Origin of the sequence: Bacillus cereus group sp. RP32 (genome assembly GCF_040459735.1) — a bacterium.
GTDB lineage: Bacteria > Bacillota > Bacilli > Bacillales > Bacillaceae_G > Bacillus_A > Bacillus_A wiedmannii.
This window is the reverse complement of record NZ_JARVHO010000001.1, coordinates 3,731,655-3,752,328: the sequence shown is the minus strand read 5'-3', so window position 1 is coordinate 3,752,328 and position 20,674 is coordinate 3,731,655. Positions and strand designations below refer to the sequence as shown.

The following is a 20,674-nucleotide window of genomic DNA, read 5'->3' as shown; positions in this document are numbered from 1 at the left end:
CCTTGAACTCTTTTTTTTTAAGCAATATGGATGTGATATGTTTTTAACCATTCATTTACTTGAAGCATGTATTCCATAGCACTTCTTGCTTCAAAATTGTTAATTTCTTTATTGCTTTCATCGGCAATGGCAAGTAATGTGGAATGATTAATAAGTGAGAAGATAGGATTGTTTTTATTACTGCACAAGTCGAGTGATAAATGACGGATTGTTTGTAAATAATGTGGATCTTGTGAAGTTGGATAAGCACTTTTTCTTCTATTGCGTACATCGTCAGGTAAAGCAGGTTGCAGTGCTCTACGTAAAATGCCTTTTTCAATATTATCAATGCTTTTTATATTGAAAGGAACGTTCCATAAATATTCAACTAATCGATAATCGCAAAACGGTACACGAACTTCAAAGCCTACAGCCATACTCATACGATCTTTACGATCAAGTAAGAACGGGAGAAATCTCGTTAAAAATAAATAAAACATTTGGCGTTGTTTCGCGGCTTTTTTACTTTCCTCTTCAAGAGTAGGTACTTCAAGAATCGCTTCTTGGAAGCGTGTATCAATATAGTTTTCTAAGTTGCATTGGTTATTTACTTCATTTAGTAGAAGAGGGGAAGTGTTTTTCCAATTTGTTAGCCAAGGAAATTTATCGACAAATAGTAAATCCTCTTGATGAAACCAAGGGTACCCACCGAATACTTCATCAGCAGATTCGCCGGATAAAGCTACAGTTGCATCTTTTTTCATTTCGCAAAATAGTAAATATAGTGAAGTTTCCATTTCACCAGCACTCGGTAAATCTTTTGCACGGAGAGGGACGAATAAGTGATTTGCTAATTCTTCAGCATTCACAATAATGTCATGATGAGATGTCCCTACATGTTCGGAAACACGTTTTACCCAAGGAGCGTCTAAACCAGTGCGAGCAAATGTTAGCTCGAAATCTTTTGCACTATTTACAAAGTCAACGGAATACGTATGAAGTGTTTTATTTTCCGCTGCAAACTCTTTACCCGCTAGTGCAGTAATACCACTAGAATCTAATCCGCCTGATAACATACAAACGAGAGGAACATCAGCAATTAATTGTCTTTTTACTGTATCTTGTAAAATAGATAAAATATGTGATGATGTATCTGCAGTAGAGTCTGTATGAACTTTACTTTCTAAATTCCAATATTTCTTAACTACTTTTTTATCACGTGTAAACGTTATAGAATGTCCAGCACGTACTTCTTGAATATGTTTAAAGACGCCACATCCTGGAGTTCGAAATAATCCTAATCCAAATATTTCGTTTATGCCATCTGCATCAATTTCAGCAGGGACAGATGGATGGGCTAATAGCGCTTTTATTTCGGATCCGAAAATAATACTGTCATTTCTTTCTGTATAAAAGAGTGGCTTTACGCCTAAATGATCACGTGCTAAAAATAATTGTTGCTTTTGATCATCCCATATTGCAAAGGCAAAAATACCATTTAAATGTTGTACGCAATCTTCTTTCCATTCTAAATAAGCATGTAGTAATACTTCTGTATCTGAATGCGTTTCAAATGCATGACCACATTGTTGAAGTTGCTCTCTCAGTTCACGGAAATTATAAATTTCTCCATTATAAGTAAGAGCATACGTATAATCACCAGCACGAAATGTTTTTGGTTGTGTCCCGCCTTCTGGATCAATTACGATTAACCGACGGTGTGCAAAGGCCGCACGAGGTGAAAACCAAAATCCTTCAGCATCCGGACCGCGATGCTGGATACTATTTGCCATCTTTTCTAAAATAACATGTTCATTGGAAAGATCCTTATTCCAATTTACCCAGCCTGTAATTCCACACATACACATCTCATCTCCTAATTTAAAATAGTAGATTAATGAAATAAAATGTACATCAAGTTAAAAAGTCACTACATAAATAGTGTACTACATGAATTAAAGGGCAGACTTGAGAAAATTTTCTTGTAATACATAGTTATGTGAGACAATGGCTTAGGGAAAGTATTCCATAACATACAAAAAATAAAAAAGATGAGAGAAAATATTTTGTAAGACGTTATATAGGGTGTAAAAGCTTTTACAAAAAAATAAGGGGAATCGCTACATGAAATCAAATGAGAAAAATTTTATAAAAAGATTACAACGGCAAAAAGAAGATGCACTAGAATTCGTTGTCGATACATACTTACCACTCATAAAAGGAATAACGCACAAAGTTCTTATTCCAGTTCAAAATGATGGACTCATAGAGGAATGCGTAAACGATATATTTCTTTCCATTTGGAATAACGCAAATAAATTTCATGGAGAGCCGAGTGATTTTAAAAAATGGATAGCGGCAATTGCAAAATTTAAAGCGATTGATTATTACCGGAAAGCGACTAGGAAAGTAGAAATTATTTCAGATGAGTTTCATATTAGTACGGAAAAGTCAGCGGAAGATGAATTAATCGTTATGGAAGATAGGGAAGAGTTATTGAAGCTTATTAATCAATTAGAACCGTTAGATCAAAAGGTGTTCATTATGAAATATCTTCTCGGTATGAAGACAGAAGAAATAGGAGATAAGTTAGGGTTAACTCGGGCAGCGATCGATAATCGTGTGTACCGTGGAAAAAAGAAACTACAACAAAATGCTACGAAAATTAGTTTTGGAGGTAGTGCAATATGAAAGACATTTATGAACTATTAAATGATATTGATATAGATGAAAAAGAAATTGAGGAAATTGAGGCTTCTGAAATTGAAAAAGAAAAAGTGAAACGTAATGTAAAACAATCGATACGTACGAAGAAAAAGATGAAAAGTTGGAAAAAAGGTGTTGCTGCTGCATCTATTTTAGTAGGGTTATCAGTTGCAACGCTTGGTATCGGGTTTCCTACATATGCTGGGGGATTACCAATTGTAGGTGATATATTTCGATTTTTAGATAATGGTAGAACAGGGTTATATGAAAATTATAAAGAGTTTTCGACTGAATTGAATATGACGCGGGAGAGTAATGGGGTTAAGGTTACAATTAATGATGCTGTGTTTGATGGTAGAACAATCACAATCACATACTCTATTGAGAGTGATAAAGATTTAGGGGAGAAGCCAAATATATTTGGATATCCGCAGGTGATGGGGTTTAATGGCGGGGGAGGAAGCTCTCAAGTAACAAAAGTTGGAGAGAAAAAGTACGTAGGTATGACTACAATGAGTGGTAATAGTAGTAAAAGGTTAGATGTTGCAAATGTTTGGTGGGATATGGAAGAAATTGAAATGGATTATAAAGGTAATTCAATTAAGGGGAATTGGAATTTCGCACTTAGTTTAAAGGCAATGGATAGTAAGGAAGTAAAGGTTAATGGGGCTTCTGAAAATGAATTAATAAAAGTAAATATAGACAAAATGGAAGTAACCCCGATGTCATTTATCGTTTTTTTCAATCAGGAAGAATCTAAGGCGTTACGAAGTATATGGGATAGCGCTGATGTGGAATTAGAAATAAAAGATGATTTAGGAAATAAATATGCAGGTGAAGGAAATGGTGGAACTAGTACAGTAGCAGAGCCACATAAAAGTAGTTGGAGTGCTACATTCCAAAAGTTAAACGAAAATGCAACAAAGCTTATCGTTACACCTCGTGTGAACTTACGAGTGCATACACCTGAAAATCATGGTGGAGTGGAGTATGTGAATGGAAAAGAGAAGAAAATTGAAGTGCCGAATAAAGAAGCGAAAAAGAAAGATATTATATTAGATGATATCGTTATTGATTTAAAGAAATAAAAGAGAGACTGCCTAAAACAAGTAGGCAGTCTTTTTTTCGTTAAGAACTAGTAACGAGTAATGCATGTGGATGCTGCGTTTTATACTCATCTTTCCACGGAATGTTTAGTTGTTCCCACGATTCGCCGCTAGTAGTGGATTGAAACACGCCATTGTTATTTAAAGTGTAAAATGTATGTGGTTCTGCTTCGTTTGTCGCAAGCATCGAAATGACTGTACCGATTGCTGATGGTAGTCCTTGCTGTACTTGCTGGAACGGAGTATCTTTCGTTTTACGATAAATATAAGATTCATAAGGAATACGGTGATGAGCAAGATCGGCACTCGGTGCAGCAGAAACGAGAATTGTATCGCAATCAGCTGGATCGATAGCCATGCTATATAAATAATGATGCTCCAGTCCGTCACTACATGAAATCCAGTTGTTTCCGCTGTTATAACTTTCAAGGTATGCGCGATCAGGTCCGCCCATAAACCCGTCACCACATGATGCATAAAGGCGATTTGGGGCTTCAGGGTGCATGAGTAATTGATGAGCATCGATAGGAGCACCGAATTTTTTATCAATCCATGTATGTCCTTTATCGTTACTTTGAATAACAGCACCAGCTTCAATTGAAACATGAATTGTATTTGGATTGTTTGGATCAACTGTAATCCAGCGTACGTGATGAGTAAAAGGTCTAGGCGGGAAAGCCCACGTATAAGAAGATAATAATGATTTCATATTTTTAAGTTCCGTCCACGTTTCACCACCATTTTCAGAGCGGAATAAAGCGCTCGGTTCTGTGCCAACATAAACGACGCCATATCCGTTAACTTGTTCATTAGGGCTTATCGTAATGGAAGTGATTGAAGAATGTAAAATACCATCTTCTTTTGGAAAATCAAAGTAACGATAAGAATCTCCAATCGGTCTCCACGAATCTCCACTATCGTCACTTAACCAGAGGCCTCGTCCAAATGTACCGCAATATATACGATTCTTTTGAAATGGATCAACAGCGATACAAGTAGGCTGCATATTTTGTAAGTGATACGCTGTTTCATAGTTACCATATTGTTCTTTCACTACAACAAGTTCACGTTCCATACAGAGAAATAGTCGTTTCAATTCCATAACCTCCTTTAAATTTCTTTCATTAGTAAACAATATGAAGCTGAAAAAGAAGTAGTCTTATTTTTTGTTGAGAAAAAGGACTTGTTTGAAAAATAGCGAAGTGTGTAGGTAGAGGAAGCGGACGTTTATGGGCAATTAATGGGGGATAAAGAGGGGGAGTTTGTTTCATACTAACATACAGATATTGCACTTAAAGGAGCATTCGTATGGGACATTCACATGATCACGGTCATTCTAACAATAAAAAGGCGCTACTAATTGCTTTCGTATTAACGACAAGTTTTATGATTGCTGAAGTAATTGGCGGATTTGTAACAAATAGTTTAGCACTACTATCTGACGCGGGGCATATGTTAAGTGATGCGGTATCTTTAGCGCTAAGTTTACTTGCGTTTAAGCTTGGAGAAAAAACAGCAACAGCTGCGAAAACATACGGGTATAAGCGAGTCGAAATGTTAGCGGCATTATGCAACGGCGTCGTTCTTATAGTCATTTCAGTATATATTTTTATTGAAGCAATTCGCCGTTTTACAGAACCAGTTGAGATTGCTAGTAATGGGATGCTCATTATTGCTGTACTTGGTCTGCTTATTAATATTTTATCAGCTTGGATATTAATGAGAGGCGGAGATGTGAAGGGCAATTTAAATTTAAGAAGTGCTTTCTTACACGTATTAGGCGATCTATTAGGATCAGTCGGAGCGATTATTGCAGCGCTATGTATTAAATTTTTCGGATGGACTGCTGCAGATGCGATTGCTAGTATTCTTGTGTCTATTTTAGTCATTATTAGTGGATGGCGTGTAACACGTGATACGGTCCATATATTAATGGAAGGTGCACCACAGCACATAAATGTTGAAGAGGTAAAAAGTACATTATTAAATATTACAGTTGTAAAAGAAGTTCATGATTTGCATATATGGTCTGTCACATCTGATTTTCAAGTATTAACTTGCCATTTGATTATTACAGGTAATGAAACGCAAAGGGTACTAAAAGAGGCTACGGATGTATTAAAGGAGAAGTTTCATGTAGAACATGTCACCATTCAAGTAGAGATAGATGGTGAATTTAACCATAGTGAGACAACTTGCAAAGTATGAAAGAAAAAGGATAAGAAAAAGTGTCATAACATTTTTCGCGAGGCATACATATATATAATGTGGCCACAAATACTTTGTAAGGTAAATATTTCATGAAATTACTTTACTTATAAAGAGTCATCTTTTATAATCAGAATTGGTAATTGATAAAGATTATCATTTTCGATGATTGTAGAAAGGAGTTTTTTTAAAGATGAGTAGTCAACTCCGTTTTGCTGTTGAAAATCGTAAGAGGCATTTAATTGATGAGTTAATTGGAGCAGGTGTGTTTAAAATTCGCGATCGACAATTATACGAGCTGTCTTTAGAGGAATTGGAAAAAGAGTACGAAGATATGGAAGATTATGCAGATATTCAGGCATAGCTATATAGATTAATAAAAGGTGAGCTGGTTACGATTTTATGTAACCAGCTCTATTATTATTTCGTAGAAATTATTTTTGATATTTCTTTCATTGGACGGAGCCAGTTTTGAGACATCATTTGTTCCATTTGTTTTTCGTCCAGCTTCTGTAGTGCTTGAATGATAGAGTGATGTTCTTCAATAGATTGACTTGCTGGAACAAAGTTTTGGAAAAACAAGTATTCAAGACGTAAAACGTGAAGGTGCATATTTTCTAGAAAGGGTTCAATATATTGGTTTTTAGCAATAGAAGAAATTGTATTGTGAAATTGTATATCTAGTTGTAAAGCTTGTTTTGCGTTTTTCTTCTTTATAGAGCGCTGAAAATCATCATTTATTTCAGAAAGTAGTTTCAAATCAGCGTCTGTAATGTTTTGAAGTGCTTGCTTTCCTATAATAGAGTGAAGACCAGCCATCGTTTCATAAATGATCGGAATGTCGTCTAACTTAATAGGAGCAATTTTTGTTTTTTGCCCAGGTATCATTTCCACCAATCCAGAAAGTTCTAATATTTGCAGTGCTTCTCTTACAGGTGTTCTGCTTACTCCTAGTGCTTCAGCCAATTCCCCATCATTAATTTTTTCATCAGGCTGCAGTACACCTTCAATAATCCAATCTTGTAGTTGATTTAAAACGAGTGATTTTGCCGAAACTCTTCCTTGTTTTTTATAATTTTGAGGGATAGGCATAGTGAATTCAATCCTTTCATTGTATATTTTCTTTTTTCTCATGAACAAACTTTAATTCCTGTTTCCCTTCATCCGGTTTTTGGCTTAAGATGAGCACCATTACAATGACACAAAAAGCACCTAATAACTGAAAAGATTGAAAGGGTACGTGTAATATAAGTACAGAAGAAATAATAGCTGCGAGTGGTTCAGTACAACCGAATAATGTCGTTTCTTTCGGAGTCAGGTATCGTATGCTGTCTAAGTATAAATAAAATGCAATCAGTGTCCCGAAAATGACGACAAATGTGATGAGCGGTAGGGTACTTAGTTTTACATATTTCATAGTCGATAATAAAATGAATTCGTTTGTAGAAATAAAGTGTAGAATCGTAACGCCAATACCCCCAATAATCATGCCCCATCCAACGATAACAGAGGAAGACCATCTTTCTAGTAATGTCTTGGAATATAAACTATAAAAAGCAAGAGATAACCCAGATAAAATACCCCAAATAATAGCCGGTGTAGAAACAGCTAAGTTATGAACAGACCCATTTGTTAGTAAGAGAAAAGTGCCTACTAATGAAAGGGTAATGGAAATGAAATCAATTTTTGATGGCCGAACGTTCCATTTGAAAAGTAAGTATACAGTAATAAATATAGGAGCTAAATATTGCAATAATGTTGCGACGGCAGCGTTCCCTTCTTTAATAGAAGCGAAGTACGTGTACTGTACAGCAAGCATACCGAATAGGCCAAACAATATCATTTTAGTAGCATCAGATCTTTGTTTCCATATGCCGAATATTTCTTTTTTGTTCGTTCCAAATGATGAAATAATGAGTAAGATAACGCCCGATATAAGCAAGCGTATTGTAACTAACCATTCAGTAGAAACATGTTCATATTGAAAAAGTTGTTGTGCGGCTGTTCCGGACAATCCCCATAAACAAGCGCCAATTACAACCATAATGATTCCTTTTAAACGATTTGGATCCATAATGTATATAGTCCTCCTTCCAAAAAAATATATTGGATACAATATGCAATATATCACAGGATGTATAAAAAATAAACTGAAATTTCTTACTTAATGTAAAGTTGTTATTGAAATTAAAGAAAATTTGTTAAATAAGAGAACGATAAAATAAAAAGACTTCCGTTTACAGAAGCCTTTTTATTTGGGGATTATGAAATGTAAGTAAAAGCAGGAATAGGATCAACAAATGTATTCCAGTTTTGTGTCATTTCTTTTTTTGTTAATAGACAATCATCTAATGATTGTTCGATAATAGAACGATTCATATCGATGCCAATAAATACGAGTTCAGTTATTCGATCTCCATATTGTTCATCCCAGTTTTTTAATACTTCTGGTTCTTCTGCAATCAATTGATTTCTTTCAGTTTCAGGTAATGCTGCTATCCATTCACCAGCTCCTTGAATTGTAATAGAAGAACCTGCTTGAGATAGAAGACCTATCATATTGTTACGAGATGCGAGCCAGAAAAAGCCTTTCGCTCTTACAACATCTATAGGCCATTTTTCTAGCCAATTCATAAGGCGTTCAGGATGGAAAGGATATTTACGACGATATACAAAGGAATTGATACCGTATTCTTCAGTTTCGGGTGTATGATGCTCGCTATTTAATTCTTGTATCCATCCGGCTGATTGACTGGCTTCTTCATAATTAAATAAATTTGTATTTAAAATTTTTTGTAATGGTACTTTGCTAAATGAAGATTCAATAATTTTTGCACCGGGATTTAATTTTTGAAGTAAATGATGGAGTTCTATCACATCTTCTTTTTCTAGTAGATCAATTTTATTAAGAATAATGACATTCGCAAATTCAATTTGGTCTATTAGTAAATCAATAACTTCTCGAGTATCATTTTCATCGATAGCCTGTTTACGGTCTAATAAACTTTCCCCATTTGCAAAATCATCCCAAAATCTATTTGCATCTACAACTGTAACCATCGTATCGAGACGACAATTTTTTGTTAAATCGATATTAAGTACTTCGTCAGTATAAGTAAATGTTTGAGCAACTGGGATAGGCTCACTTATACCAGAAGATTCAATAAAAATATAGTCGATATCCCCATTTTCAACAAGACGATTCACTTCTATCATTAAATCTTCTCGTAGTGTACAACAAATACAGCCATTTTGAATTTCTACTAGTTTTTCCTCCGTACGTGAAAAACCACCCTTTTTTATAAGGGATGCATCAATGTTTACTTCGCTCATATCATTAACGATAACAGCTACTTTTAAGTTGTTCTTATTAGTTAAAATATGATGTAGTAAGGTAGTTTTTCCAGCTCCTAAAAAACCACTTAATACAGTGATAGGTACTTTTTTCATAAAATAATCTCTCTCCCTTAAATCGTAATGATTACGTTTTATATTAAATGATAAAAAAGAAAAAATCAACAATAAATCATAATGATTACGATTTAAGAATAGGAATAGACTATAAAATTTGTGTTTTAGTAGTATGAAGCATTTGGACAAGCACATGTTTACATATAAATAAAATGGAGGTGAGAAGGTTGGTCTTTAATAGAGTTTCAAAAGAATTAGCAGGTATAGCTCTTATCGCTATTTTTCTCTTTTTATTATTTTTTGTAGATTTTACAAGTCTAGCAAATTTGCACAAAAGTATGCCAAAAGAATGGTTGAATGTGAATACGGTGTTTTTAAGTATTATTTTTGAAGCAATACCCTTTATTTTATTAGGGGTAATCGTTTCTTCACTTATTCAAGTGTTTGTGACAGAAGATATGATTCAAAAAGTAATGCCGAGATCTCCAATTGTTGCAATGATTCCAGCAGTATTTGTGGGAATTCTTTTTCCAATGTGTGAATGTGTCATTATACCAATTGTAAGAAGGCTCATTCAAAAGGGGTTACCACTTCATGTGGGCATTGTTATTTTGCTGAGTGCACCTATTATGAATCCAATTGTTCTTTTATCCACTGTATATGCGTTTCAAAAAAATGATTACGTTGTATATGCACGCTTTGGGATAACAATTCTTGTTGCTCTATTCATAGGTCTAATTGTGTATTATTGCTATCACGGGAGAAATGTTTTAAAAGACGTAGAGGTTTCGGTTCAAAAAAGCAAAAAAAAGAGTTGGAAAGATGTTCTGAATCACACTGTAGATGAGTTTTTTGATACTGGTAAGTATTTATTAATTGGTGCTTTTTTAGCAAGTGTGTTTCAAACGTTTTTTGATCGGAATGTACTGGATGCAGTGGCACATAACGAAGTAATTTCCCCAATTATTATGATGGGATTTGGTTATGTTTTATCCATTTGCTCAGCAGCTGATGCATTTATAGCCGCATCTTTTGGACATGTTTTCTCTATAAAAGCACTTCTCGCATTTCTTGTGTTTGGACCTATGCTTGATATGAAAAATACATTAATGCTATTTGCTTATTTTCAAAAGAGATTTGTATTCTTTTTGATTGGAATTATTATTTTATCGGTGTACACAATCGTGCAAATTACAACGTTATAGGAGGCGGGAAACAGTGGAGGAAAAGGAACAGAAGGCCTATCATCGCTATATTCGTGGCATTATTTTAATTGGTTTAGCAATGCTCTTATTTAAACTACTTGTAACAGGGAATATTTATAATTTTATCGCTCCAAAAATGATTAAATTTACGTATATAGCTTTTGTAGTGATTTTACTTCTTGGTTCTTTACAAGTTTGGAGAGATGGGAGAGAAAAACAGGATGATTGTAATTGTTGTAAGCACCATACAGCATTAAAACCAGGGATGAAAAGTTTCTTTGTATATGTTTTATTTGTTGTTCCAATTATTAGTGCTTTTCTATTTGGAAGTGTAACAATTGACGGAAGTTTAGCGGGGAAAAGGGGTATGAATCAAAGTGTACAGGCGAGAAGTATGGAAAAGAACGAAAAAGAAGGAAGGCAGGTCAATTTTGATTGGCGAGAAGTATTAGTTGAGCAAGATGCAACTTCGAATTTACCAACAAATTATCAAACAGAAGAGCAATTAGCAAAAAGCATGTTAGGGCAGCGTAAAATACAAGTAGAGGAAAATAACTATGTTCAAACAATGAGCATAATTAGTCAAGATGTTAATGGATTTAAAGGGAAAGAAATTACATTCTCAGGGTTCATATATAGGGATAAAGATGTGACGGGTAATAAAGCAGTAGTGGCTCGATATGGCATAACTTGTTGCATTGCGGATGCATCAGTCTGGGGGATGATTGTTGCAGGGGAAAACGTAAAAAAGCTCCCGCAGGAAACATGGGTGAAAATAACAGGTTTGTTGGATGAAACGACATATAAAGGAACACTATTTCCACTTGTAAAAGTAAGTAAAGTAGAGAAAATCAATACGCCTACAGACCCATATGTATATGATGCTTTACCACAATAAAAAAGAATTAATTCTTCATATTTTCATGAAATAGAATCATAATCATGACGATAAAAAAATAAAGATAAGAGTAATTTGGTTTGTTAAAAATATGTGTAGAAGGAGATACGCGATGAACTGGGTTACTCATAAACCAACATTTGAATTTGATAATTATAGTCCATTTATTCGTGCGAATACTGCGTGGCTTGGGCATTTAGAGTTCGCATATGATTTAGTAAGATTTGAAAAGCCAGAAATATTAGTTGAGCTAGGTACACATCTAGGCGCTTCTTTTTTCAGTTTTTGTCAAGGGGTAAAAGATGGAGGGTTACCTACAAAATGTTTTGCTGTAGATACTTGGACGGGAGATGGGCATACAGGTCCATATGGAGAAGGTGTTTTCCAAATCGTAGATAAAGTGGTGAAAATGAGCTATCCTAGTATAGGTAATTTAATTCGATCTACTTTTGATGACGCTGTGGATCAGTTTCAAGATGGAACGATAAATTTGTTGCATATTGATGGCTATCATACGTATGAAGCAGTTTCTCATGATTATAAAACATGGTTACCGAAACTTGCGAATAACGGTATTGTGTTATTTCATGATATTGAGGTGAAAAATCGAAACTTCGGTGTGTATAAATTTTGGGATGAGGTCAAGGCGAAGTACCCTCATTTTCAGTTTGAGCATTCCTATGGGCTCGGAGTGTTATTTCCGAAAGGCTGTAGCGATCAGTTTGTGGAAATATTTAAAAATAAAGAAGAAATACAAAATATGTATAAATAAAAGTAGAGCATGCATCATTTTAATGATGTGTGCTTTTTTGTGGAGAAAAATGGTATTCCTTAAAAGGGGAGGATAATAGTAAAAAGTTTTGTTGTGGCAAATATTAAAAAAGTTATTTTTGGATTGTTCTATATAAAAATGTAACATTTTTTATATTTTCCATTGCGAAAAGTAACATCTACTTTTACAATAGAAAAGGTGTTATATTATACTGAAAAAATAAATCGAAATAATATGAAAATTTTGTTTTGTCTTCGCTAATTGTATATTACATACATGTAAGACGACACACGTCATGTTATCGACTTGTAAGGAGAGAAAAAAATGAAAAGTGTAAGATTACCATCGATGCTAGAAATCATAGTTCTTTTATTACTATTTCTTGCTGTTGTCTTTTCCTTCCAAACGATTTTTGATCTCCCAATTCAATTAGCGCTATTTATTTCATGGTTTTTAGTAATTGCGCTTGGATTAAGATTAGGATTTCGTTATCAAGAATTGCAAGATGCAATTACGAAAGGGATTTCTAACGGATTAGAAGCAATACTGATTTTAGTTGCGGTAGGTGCTTTAATTGGAACATGGATTGCTGGTGGCGTTGTACCAACATTAATCTATTATGGATTAGAGTTTATTCACCCTAGCATATTCCTATTAGCAACATTAATTATTTGTTCGATAACTTCTATCGCAACAGGAACATCATGGGGAACAGTTGGAACAGCAGGTATTGCTATGATGGCGATTGGTGAAGGGCTTGGATTACCACTTCCACTTGTTGCTGGTGCAGTTCTTTCAGGAGCTTATTTCGGCGACAAATTATCACCACTTTCTGATAGCACAGTTCTTGCAGCTTCTATGGCAAAAGTAGATGTTATTGCTCACGTTCGAGCTATGCTCGTATTAGATGTTCCGGCTTACATTATTACTAGCATTATGTTTACTGTAGCTGGTTGGATGTATGGCGGCGATAATGTAGATTTGAATCGAGTAGAGTTTTTAAAAGAAGCTTTATTAAAGCAATTTGATATTAAAATATGGATGCTTGTTCCGGCGGTCATTGTTATTGTTCTATTAGCGATGAAGAAACCGTCTATGCCGACAATTGCAATGGGAGCTTTAATTGGTGCAATTTGGGCAGCTCTTTTCCAAGGAATGAACTTTGGAGAGGCGATTGGAACAGCGTATAACGGATTTTCAATTCAATCTGGTGTTGAGTTTGTTGACAAGTTATTAAACCGTGGTGGAATTAACGGTATGCTTGGCTCAGTGGCCGTTATTATTTTCGGTTTAGGATTTGGTGGATTACTTGAAAAACTAGGTGTTTTAAAAGTAATCGTATCAAAATTTGAGAAGAAATTAAATTCTGCAGGTAATGTAACATTGTCTACATTAATCGTGGCATTCTTAGCGAATATATTTGGTTGTGCAATGTACGTATCACTAATTTTAACACCGAAAATTATGGAAGATAGCTATGATAAATTAAAAATAGACCGACGTGTATTAGCGCGTAACTCAGAAGTAGGTGGAACGTTAACTTCTGGTATGGTTCCGTGGTCGGATAATGGTATTTTTATGGCTGGTATTTTAGGTGTAGCAACGTTCTCATACGTTCCGTTTATGTGGTTAAGCTTTGTTTCATTAATTTTAGCAGTTATTTACGGATACACAGGCAAGTTCATTTGGTATGTAGATGACGTTGAAAAAGGAAAGCAAGCATCATAAAAAAATACCTTCTGCGATGGCAGGAGGTATTTTTTTATATATACGAGTGAGAATTCTTATCATTTGGGTGAAATTCTGTTAAAATGAGAAATGTAGGTATTTTATTTTCAAGGGGATGAAAAAATGGAGTACAGAATTGAAAGAGATACAATAGGAGAAATAAAAGTTCCTGCTGATAAATTATGGGCAGCACAAACGCAACGTAGTAAAGAAAACTTCCCGATTGGAACAGAGCAAATGCCGCTTGAAATTGTAAAAGCATTTGCCATTTTAAAGAAAAGTGCAGCACTTAGTAATCAAAAATTAGGAAAGCTATTAGAAGAAAAAGCAGAAGCAATTGTGGCAGCAGCTGACGAAGTGATTGCAGGGAAATGGAATGAACATTTTCCACTTGTCGTATGGCAAACTGGTAGCGGTACTCAGTCAAACATGAATGTGAATGAAGTAATTGCAAATCGTGGGAATCGAATTTTGAAAGAGAAGGGATCTGACGTACATATTCATCCGAACGATGATGTGAACATGTCTCAAAGTTCAAATGATACATTCCCAACGGCGCTTCATGTAGCATGTGTAATTGCAGTAGAAAATCACGTATTACCAGCAATTACGAAATTAAAAGAGACATTAGCAGAAAAAGTAACTGCATTTGAACATATTATAAAAATTGGTCGTACACATTTACAAGATGCAACACCGTTAACATTAGGGCAAGAAATTAGCGGATGGCACCGTATGCTTGAAAAAACAGAGCGTATGATTGCAGAGAGCAATACATATATGAAAGAGCTTGCAATTGGTGGTACTGCAGTTGGAACAGGTATTAATGCTCATCCTAAGTTTGGGGAGATGGTGTCAGAGGAAATTAGCCAATTTACAGGTAAGCAATTTATTACTGCACCAAATAAGTTCCACGCATTAACGAGCCATGATGAAGTTGTATATACGCATGGTGCATTAAAAGCATTAGCAGCTGATTTAATGAAAATCGCTAACGATGTGCGCTGGCTTGCAAGTGGTCCGCGTAGTGGTCTAGGAGAAATTATTATTCCGGCAAATGAGCCAGGAAGTTCTATTATGCCAGGTAAAGTAAATCCAACGCAAAGTGAAGCGTTAACGATGGTTGTAGCGCAAGTAATGGGAAATGACGCAACAATCGGATTTGCAGCGAGCCAAGGTAATTTTGAATTAAATGTATTTAAACCTGTTATTGCATATAACTTCTTACAATCTGCTCATCTATTAGCGGATGCAATTGTTTCATTTAATGATAATTGTGCAGTTGGTATCGAAGCAGATGAAGAAGTAATTAAAGAGAATGTGAATCGTTCCTTAATGCTTGTTACAGCATTAAACCCGCATATCGGATATGAAAATGCAGCGAAAATTGCGAAGCATGCTCATAAAGAAGGGTTAACGCTAAAAGAAGCAGCACTGCAATCTGGACTACTAACAGAAGAACAATTTGATGAAATTGTCGATCCGAAAAAAATGATTGCTCCGAAAGAGTAACAAAAAAGCCAAGATTCTTTAGAATCTTGGCTTTTTTGATATTTATTTTTATGACTTCCATTTGTATTACTGCAAGTGCCAAAATATATTATTTGTTAGCAGGCATGTTCAATACTTTCATTTGTGGACAGTTTTCTTTTAAGAGTGAAATGAACTTTTCTTCTTCTTGTGGTACGAAAGTTGTCACAGAATCAAATAAATTGTAATGGATTTCTAATTGCTGCCTAGTCCACTTTTCTGAGCGAAGTGTTTTGCCAGAGTATGTAATATGGCGAATATCTTCAAATGGAATTTCAGTACGCAGTATGAAACCATGTTTTACAACAAGAGATGATTCCGTTACGTCGTAGTGAGAGAAATAGAATGAAGAAAGATTCACGATATTTAACAGCATCATGAGAGTGAAAAAATAGAATTTTCATTTTGGAAGAATAGCGAAACGAGAAAAATAGTGATAAATAATGTAATAAAAATGACGTGAAATGGATTCTTTTTCGCTTTGAATTTCAAGTTAGTCACCTCGGTTTACGTGTACTCTAACTAAATTAAATCACAACATCGTAATAAAACGTGTATATATGCATAATTGCATATATACACGTTTTATTATTCATGTAAAATTTCCTGATGGGATAAATTTAAATGGAATTTTGTAATAGTGGAGAGGTATGAAGTGACTTACAAGAATAGAAAGTTAGCGCTAGTCATAATTAGTTGTATGACGGTTATGGGTAGTTGTGCAACTAAATTTGTTGAGGATGGAAATCGAAAGCATATATTTGTACAGGTAAGTAAGGCTTTAGTCGAGGTTATAAATAGAATATATAATGGATAAAAGGTGTTTCCATATACGGAAATACCTTTTTTGTAGTTAAAATTGAATGCTGAAGTTTTGGAATAAGTGAATACCGGTTCCGTGTTGAACGAGGTTGTTATTATTTAAATATTGAATAGCATATTTTACTTCTTTCAAAATAGTAGGCGGAAGACCAAGAGTATGATGTGAGCCGTAAATTTGTTGAATAGGAGAGAGGTTTGTAATTTTGTTTAGAGACTGAACTAAGTCTACAGGATTTGTCGATGGATAAAACGCGAAAATCATGCCTTCATAAAGTAAATCTCCTGTGAATAAAAACGCAGTTTCATAATCGTATAGGCAAATATGTCCTGGTGAGTGACCTGGGGTATGTATAATTTGAATTTTCCTATTTCCAATATCAATCATATCTCCATCTTGTAGTAATTTTGTTGGTGTCCCTTGAAATGGCTCGAATGTTTCAGGTTGAAATGTTTTAGGTGTAGGTAAAGTAATGTCACGAGCGATGTCGTGCCTAATTTGAGTAATAGGAAGTCCTTTTATGCCGTTAATGAGCCAATCTTCTTCTAAAGCATGTACATAAATTTCTTCATATTGTGCGTGACTACCGATATGATCCCAATGGACGTGTGTTGTGACAACTGTAATGGGTAAGTTTGTTAGTTGGTCCGTTATACGTTTCATATTATCGATACCAAGTCCTGTATCGATAAGAATTGCAGCAGTATCGCCTATAAGTAAGAAGGAATGTACTTTCTCCCAATGTCCATATTCACTAATTGCATATGTATTTTGTGCAATCTGCATTACAGTAAACCAAGGGTCTTGAGGAATAGTCATGTTCTATTTCACATCCTATTGAATGAATTTATATAAATATATTCGCTTTTCGTTGTATCAAACCCTTTTAATAGATGTTTTTATAAAAGTTTATAAAAAAGGTAAACGAAACGTTGAAGTGTTTGTTTGTTTTATGTTAAGATGATGAAGTGGTAGTAAACGTTATTGGAAAATGTCTGTTTTTAGATAAACATTTTAAAGGAGTGTTTAGTATGAGTGATATTTCAGAGAAGTTTTGGGATGCTTCGGTAGAAGAATTGAAGAAAGGGTATGTATTTGAAGCGGAAGCAGAGGAGTATATTTGTTTAGCTTGTGGAGAAGCATTTATTAAGGGGGTTATTTATCAAGATAATCAAGTTTTGTATGAAGCAGAGAAGTTTGTGCAATTGCATGTGCAAAATGAACATACGTCTATGTTTGATTATTTATTAAACCTTGATAAAAAGTATACGAGTTTAACGGATTTGCAAAAGAAAATGGTTCAGTTTTTCCATATGGGGCTAAATGATAAAGAGATTGTAAAAGAGATGGATGGCGGAAGTACATCAACCATTCGTAATCATCGATTTACACTTCGAGAGAAAATGAAGCAAGCGAAAGTGTTTTTAGCGTTAATGGAATTATCAGAAGAAAAATCAAAGGTACAAACGAAATTTGTACCGATTCATAGAACAGCAACGATGGTAGATGATCGTTACAATATTACGGAAGAAGAAAATGAGGAAGTATTAAAAGCACACTTTACAGAAGGATTAGATGGACCGCTTTCTAAATTTCCGAAAAAGCAAAAGCGTAAATTAATTATATTACGCCATTTAGTGACGAAGTTTGATAGTAATAAAAAGTACACTGAAAAAGAAGTAAATACTGTTATAGAAAGTGTATACCCGGATTTTGTAACTTTAAGAAGATATTTAATCGAATATGGGTTTTTAGATAGAACAGCAGATGGAAGCCAATATTGGGTAAAGTTATAATAATACGGAAAAGAAAATGAATAGAGGCACATTATTATAACAACTATACAAAGAAATAGAAGTTGAAAAACAGATTTTTAATAAAAGGAGAAATGAAATTTGAAACCACCTACAGATAATAATAAAGAAGGTGCGGAGTCACATAAGTTAGAAAGTGAGAGTAAACCGATTTGGAAATCGATGTCCATGTTTTTAGTACCGTTACTATTAAGTAATGTATTACAATCGATTGGACAATTATTCGGTATGGTAGTAGTAGGAAGATGGCTTGGCGTTAATGATTTAGCGGCTATATCAGCATTCTTTCCACTATTTTTCTTACTCGTTTCATTTGTAATTGGTATTGGTTCAGGGAGTTCTATTTTAATTGGTCAGGCGTTTGGTGCTAAAAACGAAGATCGTTTAAAAGCTATCGTTGGTACGACACTGACATTTACCTTTATTATTGGAGTTGTGTTGGCGATAATAGGTAGTATTTTTGCGATGGATATTATGCGCCTAATGGGAACGCCAGAAAATATTATTGATATAAGTGTTCATTATGCACGTATTTTATTTATATCAATGCCAGTATTATTTTTATATTTTGCATACACAACATTTATGAGAGGTACAGGAGATTCTAAAACGCCATTTTACTTTTTAATTGTAAGTACAGCGCTAAATATGATCTTATTACCAATTCTTATTTTTGGATGGTTAGGAGCTCCGAAATTAGATGTGTATGGAGCAGCCTATGCTTCTGTTATATCTACAGTGATTACGTTTATTGTCATGTTGGTGTATTTAAAGAAGAAAAATCACCCACTACAATTAGATAGTACGGTAAGGAAATATCTTCGCATGGATAGGGAGTTATTGAAGCTATTGTTACGACTCGGAATTCCAGCGAGTATTAATATGATATTAGTTTCATTATCTGAAATTGCGGTAATCGCGTTTGTGAATCGTTATGGTTCGGATGCAACAGCAGCTTATGGCGTTGTGAACCAGGTTGCAAGTTATGTACAAATGCCAGCAGTTAGCCTTGGTATTACAGTTTCCATTTTTGCAGCACAATCAATTGGTGCGAATCAATTTGATAGATTGCAGAAAGTTGTGAAGGCCGGAATTATTATGAACTACGTCATCGGTGGTGTGCTAATATCTCTTATTTACTTGTTCTCAAGAGACATTCTATCACTATTTTTAACGAGTCAAACTACAATTGAAATTGCTCATAGCCTAGTTATGATTACGTTATGGAGTTATTTAATTTTCGGGCATGCGCAAATTATTAGTGCGACAATGCGAGCGAGTGGTACAGTATTATGGCCAACTGTTATCGGAGTTGTATCAATTTGGCTTGTTGAAGTACCTGTAGCGTATTACCTTTCTTACCATACAAGTCTTGGCATAGAAGGGATATGGATTGGGTACCCAGCAGCATTTATTGTCAGCTTAATATTACAGTATGCATATTATAAGCTTTCATGGCAGAAGAAACGAATTACACGACTAGTGAGTTAAATCATGCAAATGTCCCTAAGCTATTATACTTAGGGACATTTTTTGTAAGTGTATGTTTACAAATAGCTTTTTAAAGTGATATCAAAATGTTGTCTAATGAGCTTGTTATCGCTCATATAAAACTCCCACGCTTTTTCAGGTTCACCGATAATTTCAAAAGATTCTTCTGTAATATATAAAGCGCAATTATCCTCTAGTGCAATTCCTTCTATATTACCTTGATGATTTTGTAAAAAGGAATGGAAGGCGTTCATTCTATTTAATTGATTATAATGTGGACAAAACCTTTTGTTAACAATCCCCCAACCGTTACACTCTATATAACCAGAACCTTCATAATCTGATCGGATACTAGATGTGAACCAACACATAGCACCAGCGCTATTGCCCGCAATGAGTGTTCCTTGTTGCAGAGCCAATAGTAATTTTTCATCGAGTTTAAGTTCTTTCCATTCTGTAACCATTTGAATATAGTTCCCGCCACCGAGATAAATTAAATCAGCAGACTGAATCATTTCGTCTATTTCATATTTAGAAGGTGTATCAGCTATAGTACGTAAAATTTGTACTTCACAGTGTAATTGTTTTTCGAACGTGTCTAAAAATAGCTTTATATAGCTTTCATCATCATGACTAGCTGTAGGAATGAATAATACTTTTGGATACTGTTTATTTGTTAATTCTATAAGTCGCTCATTAATAGGCGAGTGATTTGAATCTTGTAAATCACCGCCACCAATGACAGCTAATTTCATAGTAAAGCACCACCTAATCATTTTTGTTATATAAAAATTCGATAGAAGAGAGTAACATTCCTTCTCTCAAGTAATGAATAAGTAGAAAATATAGTTTAAGTATATCGGAATAGTAAAGGTAGTGATAACTATATAGAAAAATGAATTTGAAACAAATTACCCGGCTATTTGCGGGCTGCCCGTAAAAGCTTGATTGGTGAGGGCTGATAATCAGTGGGGAATGAACGAAACTCCCATTGATTAAAGTTTCA

At 34.6% G+C, this 20,674-nt stretch carries 18 protein-coding genes and 1 pseudogene; 11 read left to right on the top strand and 8 right to left on the bottom strand.

Annotation, left to right across the window (positions count from 1 at the left end):
- Positions 1-17 precede the first annotated feature (17 nt).
- On the bottom strand, positions 18-1,841 hold the full coding sequence (gene asnB, locus QCI46_RS19165; protein ID WP_353841173.1) for an asparagine synthase (glutamine-hydrolyzing): 1,824 nt from the start codon (positions 1,839-1,841) through the stop codon (positions 18-20).
- A gap of 262 nt (positions 1,842-2,103) precedes the next feature.
- Between asnB and QCI46_RS19160 the strand changes: the two genes are divergently transcribed.
- Complete coding sequence (locus tag QCI46_RS19160; RefSeq protein ID WP_327959860.1) at positions 2,104-2,670, top strand: sigma-70 family RNA polymerase sigma factor; 567 nt, start codon at positions 2,104-2,106, stop codon at positions 2,668-2,670.
- A complete protein-coding gene (locus tag QCI46_RS19155; protein WP_353841172.1) occupies positions 2,667-3,773 on the top strand; it encodes a DUF4179 domain-containing protein in 1,107 nt (368 codons plus the stop codon). The genes QCI46_RS19160 and QCI46_RS19155 overlap by 4 nt, the downstream gene beginning before the upstream one ends.
- Positions 3,774-3,813: 40 nt before the next feature.
- On the opposite strand, the gene QCI46_RS19150 is transcribed toward QCI46_RS19155, so the two are convergent.
- The gene (locus tag QCI46_RS19150; RefSeq protein WP_242251322.1) at positions 3,814-4,887 is read right to left on the bottom strand and encodes a beta propeller repeat protein; all 1,074 of its coding nucleotides are present in this window, start codon (positions 4,885-4,887) and stop codon (positions 3,814-3,816) included.
- Positions 4,888-5,099: 212 nt separating this feature from the next.
- Here QCI46_RS19150 and QCI46_RS19145 point away from each other — a divergent pair, with 212 nt between their 5' ends.
- On the top strand, positions 5,100-5,999 hold the full coding sequence (locus QCI46_RS19145) for a cation diffusion facilitator family transporter (protein ID WP_327959865.1): 900 nt from the start codon (positions 5,100-5,102) through the stop codon (positions 5,997-5,999).
- A 193-nt stretch (positions 6,000-6,192) separates the two neighbouring features.
- Complete coding sequence (gene fbpA / locus QCI46_RS19140; protein WP_000098301.1) at positions 6,193-6,363, top strand: Fur-regulated basic protein FbpA; 171 nt, start codon at positions 6,193-6,195, stop codon at positions 6,361-6,363.
- Between the two features lie 56 nt (positions 6,364-6,419).
- Here the strand turns inward: fbpA and QCI46_RS19135 are convergent, their stop codons facing one another.
- From QCI46_RS19135 to QCI46_RS19125, 3 genes are all read right to left on the bottom strand, one after another.
- Positions 6,420-7,091: a GntR family transcriptional regulator gene (locus tag QCI46_RS19135; RefSeq protein WP_353841171.1), complete on the bottom strand. Its 672-nt coding sequence runs from the start codon at positions 7,089-7,091 to the stop codon at positions 6,420-6,422.
- Between the two features lie 16 nt (positions 7,092-7,107).
- A complete protein-coding gene (locus tag QCI46_RS19130; protein WP_098091063.1) occupies positions 7,108-8,073 on the bottom strand; it encodes a DMT family transporter in 966 nt (321 codons plus the stop codon).
- Positions 8,074-8,261: 188 nt separating this feature from the next.
- Complete coding sequence (locus QCI46_RS19125; RefSeq protein ID WP_327959870.1) at positions 8,262-9,449, bottom strand: GTP-binding protein; 1,188 nt, start codon at positions 9,447-9,449, stop codon at positions 8,262-8,264.
- Positions 9,450-9,622: 173 nt separating this feature from the next.
- Here QCI46_RS19125 and QCI46_RS19120 point away from each other — a divergent pair, with 173 nt between their 5' ends.
- The 5 genes from QCI46_RS19120 (at position 9,623) to fumC (ending at position 15,525) form a co-directional block, all read left to right on the top strand.
- The gene (locus QCI46_RS19120) at positions 9,623-10,615 is read left to right on the top strand and encodes a permease (RefSeq protein ID WP_353841170.1); all 993 of its coding nucleotides are present in this window, start codon (positions 9,623-9,625) and stop codon (positions 10,613-10,615) included.
- Between the two features lie 13 nt (positions 10,616-10,628).
- On the top strand, positions 10,629-11,513 hold the full coding sequence (locus QCI46_RS19115) for a TIGR03943 family putative permease subunit (RefSeq protein ID WP_353841169.1): 885 nt from the start codon (positions 10,629-10,631) through the stop codon (positions 11,511-11,513).
- A 112-nt stretch (positions 11,514-11,625) separates the two neighbouring features.
- Complete coding sequence (locus tag QCI46_RS19110) at positions 11,626-12,285, top strand: class I SAM-dependent methyltransferase (RefSeq protein ID WP_353841168.1); 660 nt, start codon at positions 11,626-11,628, stop codon at positions 12,283-12,285.
- A 324-nt stretch (positions 12,286-12,609) separates the two neighbouring features.
- Positions 12,610-14,013 carry a Na+/H+ antiporter NhaC gene (gene nhaC / locus QCI46_RS19105; protein ID WP_353841167.1) on the top strand — a complete coding sequence of 468 codons (1,404 nt, stop codon included), beginning with the start codon at positions 12,610-12,612 and terminating at the stop codon, positions 14,011-14,013.
- A gap of 123 nt (positions 14,014-14,136) precedes the next feature.
- The gene (gene fumC / locus QCI46_RS19100) at positions 14,137-15,525 is read left to right on the top strand and encodes a class II fumarate hydratase (RefSeq protein WP_353841166.1); all 1,389 of its coding nucleotides are present in this window, start codon (positions 14,137-14,139) and stop codon (positions 15,523-15,525) included.
- 88 nt (positions 15,526-15,613) lie between these two features.
- On the opposite strand, the pseudogene QCI46_RS19095 reads toward fumC, so the two are convergent.
- Both QCI46_RS19095 and QCI46_RS19090 read right to left on the bottom strand, forming a co-directional pair.
- Positions 15,614-16,035 (bottom strand): annotated as a pseudogene (locus QCI46_RS19095) (PH domain-containing protein).
- Between the two features lie 361 nt (positions 16,036-16,396).
- Positions 16,397-17,182, bottom strand: a complete 786-nt coding sequence (locus QCI46_RS19090; RefSeq protein WP_353841165.1) for an MBL fold metallo-hydrolase — start codon at positions 17,180-17,182, stop codon at positions 16,397-16,399.
- Positions 17,183-17,394: 212 nt separating this feature from the next.
- Between QCI46_RS19090 and QCI46_RS19085 the strand changes: the two genes are divergently transcribed.
- Both QCI46_RS19085 and QCI46_RS19080 read left to right on the top strand, forming a co-directional pair.
- Positions 17,395-18,159, top strand: coding sequence for a DUF2087 domain-containing protein (locus QCI46_RS19085; protein ID WP_353841164.1), 765 nt, complete (start codon positions 17,395-17,397; stop codon positions 18,157-18,159).
- Between the two features lie 99 nt (positions 18,160-18,258).
- A complete protein-coding gene (locus QCI46_RS19080; protein WP_000804152.1) occupies positions 18,259-19,668 on the top strand; it encodes an MATE family efflux transporter in 1,410 nt (469 codons plus the stop codon).
- A 56-nt stretch (positions 19,669-19,724) separates the two neighbouring features.
- Here QCI46_RS19080 and QCI46_RS19075 read toward each other — a convergent pair whose 3' ends face one another.
- Positions 19,725-20,423 (bottom strand): peptidase E, encoded by a 699-nt coding sequence (locus QCI46_RS19075; RefSeq protein WP_048543339.1) that lies wholly within the window; start codon positions 20,421-20,423, stop codon positions 19,725-19,727.
- Positions 20,424-20,674 lie beyond the last annotated feature (251 nt).

What these genes read in the sequence shown, in the direction of transcription:
- QCI46_RS19160 (WP_327959860.1), top strand. Translation starts at nt 2,104, where the DNA reads ATGAAATCAAATGAGAAAAATTTTATAAAAAGATTACAACGGCAAAAA.
- QCI46_RS19120 (WP_353841170.1), top strand. Translation starts at nt 9,623, where the DNA reads ATGGAGGTGAGAAGGTTGGTCTTTAATAGAGTTTCAAAAGAATTAGCA.
- asnB (WP_353841173.1), bottom strand. Translation starts at nt 1,841, where the DNA reads ATGTGTGGAATTACAGGCTGGGTAAATTGGAATAAGGATCTTTCCAAT.
- QCI46_RS19130 (WP_098091063.1), bottom strand. Translation starts at nt 8,073, where the DNA reads ATGGATCCAAATCGTTTAAAAGGAATCATTATGGTTGTAATTGGCGCT.
- QCI46_RS19155 (WP_353841172.1), top strand. Translation starts at nt 2,667, where the DNA reads ATGAAAGACATTTATGAACTATTAAATGATATTGATATAGATGAAAAA.
- QCI46_RS19135 (WP_353841171.1), bottom strand. Translation starts at nt 7,091, where the DNA reads ATGCCTATCCCTCAAAATTATAAAAAACAAGGAAGAGTTTCGGCAAAA.
- QCI46_RS19090 (WP_353841165.1), bottom strand. Translation starts at nt 17,182, where the DNA reads ATGACTATTCCTCAAGACCCTTGGTTTACTGTAATGCAGATTGCACAA.
- QCI46_RS19075 (WP_048543339.1), bottom strand. Translation starts at nt 20,423, where the DNA reads ATGAAATTAGCTGTCATTGGTGGCGGTGATTTACAAGATTCAAATCAC.
- QCI46_RS19125 (WP_327959870.1), bottom strand. Translation starts at nt 9,449, where the DNA reads ATGAAAAAAGTACCTATCACTGTATTAAGTGGTTTTTTAGGAGCTGGA.
- QCI46_RS19145 (WP_327959865.1), top strand. Translation starts at nt 5,100, where the DNA reads ATGGGACATTCACATGATCACGGTCATTCTAACAATAAAAAGGCGCTA.
- fumC (WP_353841166.1), top strand. Translation starts at nt 14,137, where the DNA reads ATGGAGTACAGAATTGAAAGAGATACAATAGGAGAAATAAAAGTTCCT.
- QCI46_RS19110 (WP_353841168.1), top strand. Translation starts at nt 11,626, where the DNA reads ATGAACTGGGTTACTCATAAACCAACATTTGAATTTGATAATTATAGT.
- nhaC (WP_353841167.1), top strand. Translation starts at nt 12,610, where the DNA reads ATGAAAAGTGTAAGATTACCATCGATGCTAGAAATCATAGTTCTTTTA.
- QCI46_RS19085 (WP_353841164.1), top strand. Translation starts at nt 17,395, where the DNA reads ATGAGTGATATTTCAGAGAAGTTTTGGGATGCTTCGGTAGAAGAATTG.
- fbpA (WP_000098301.1), top strand. Translation starts at nt 6,193, where the DNA reads ATGAGTAGTCAACTCCGTTTTGCTGTTGAAAATCGTAAGAGGCATTTA.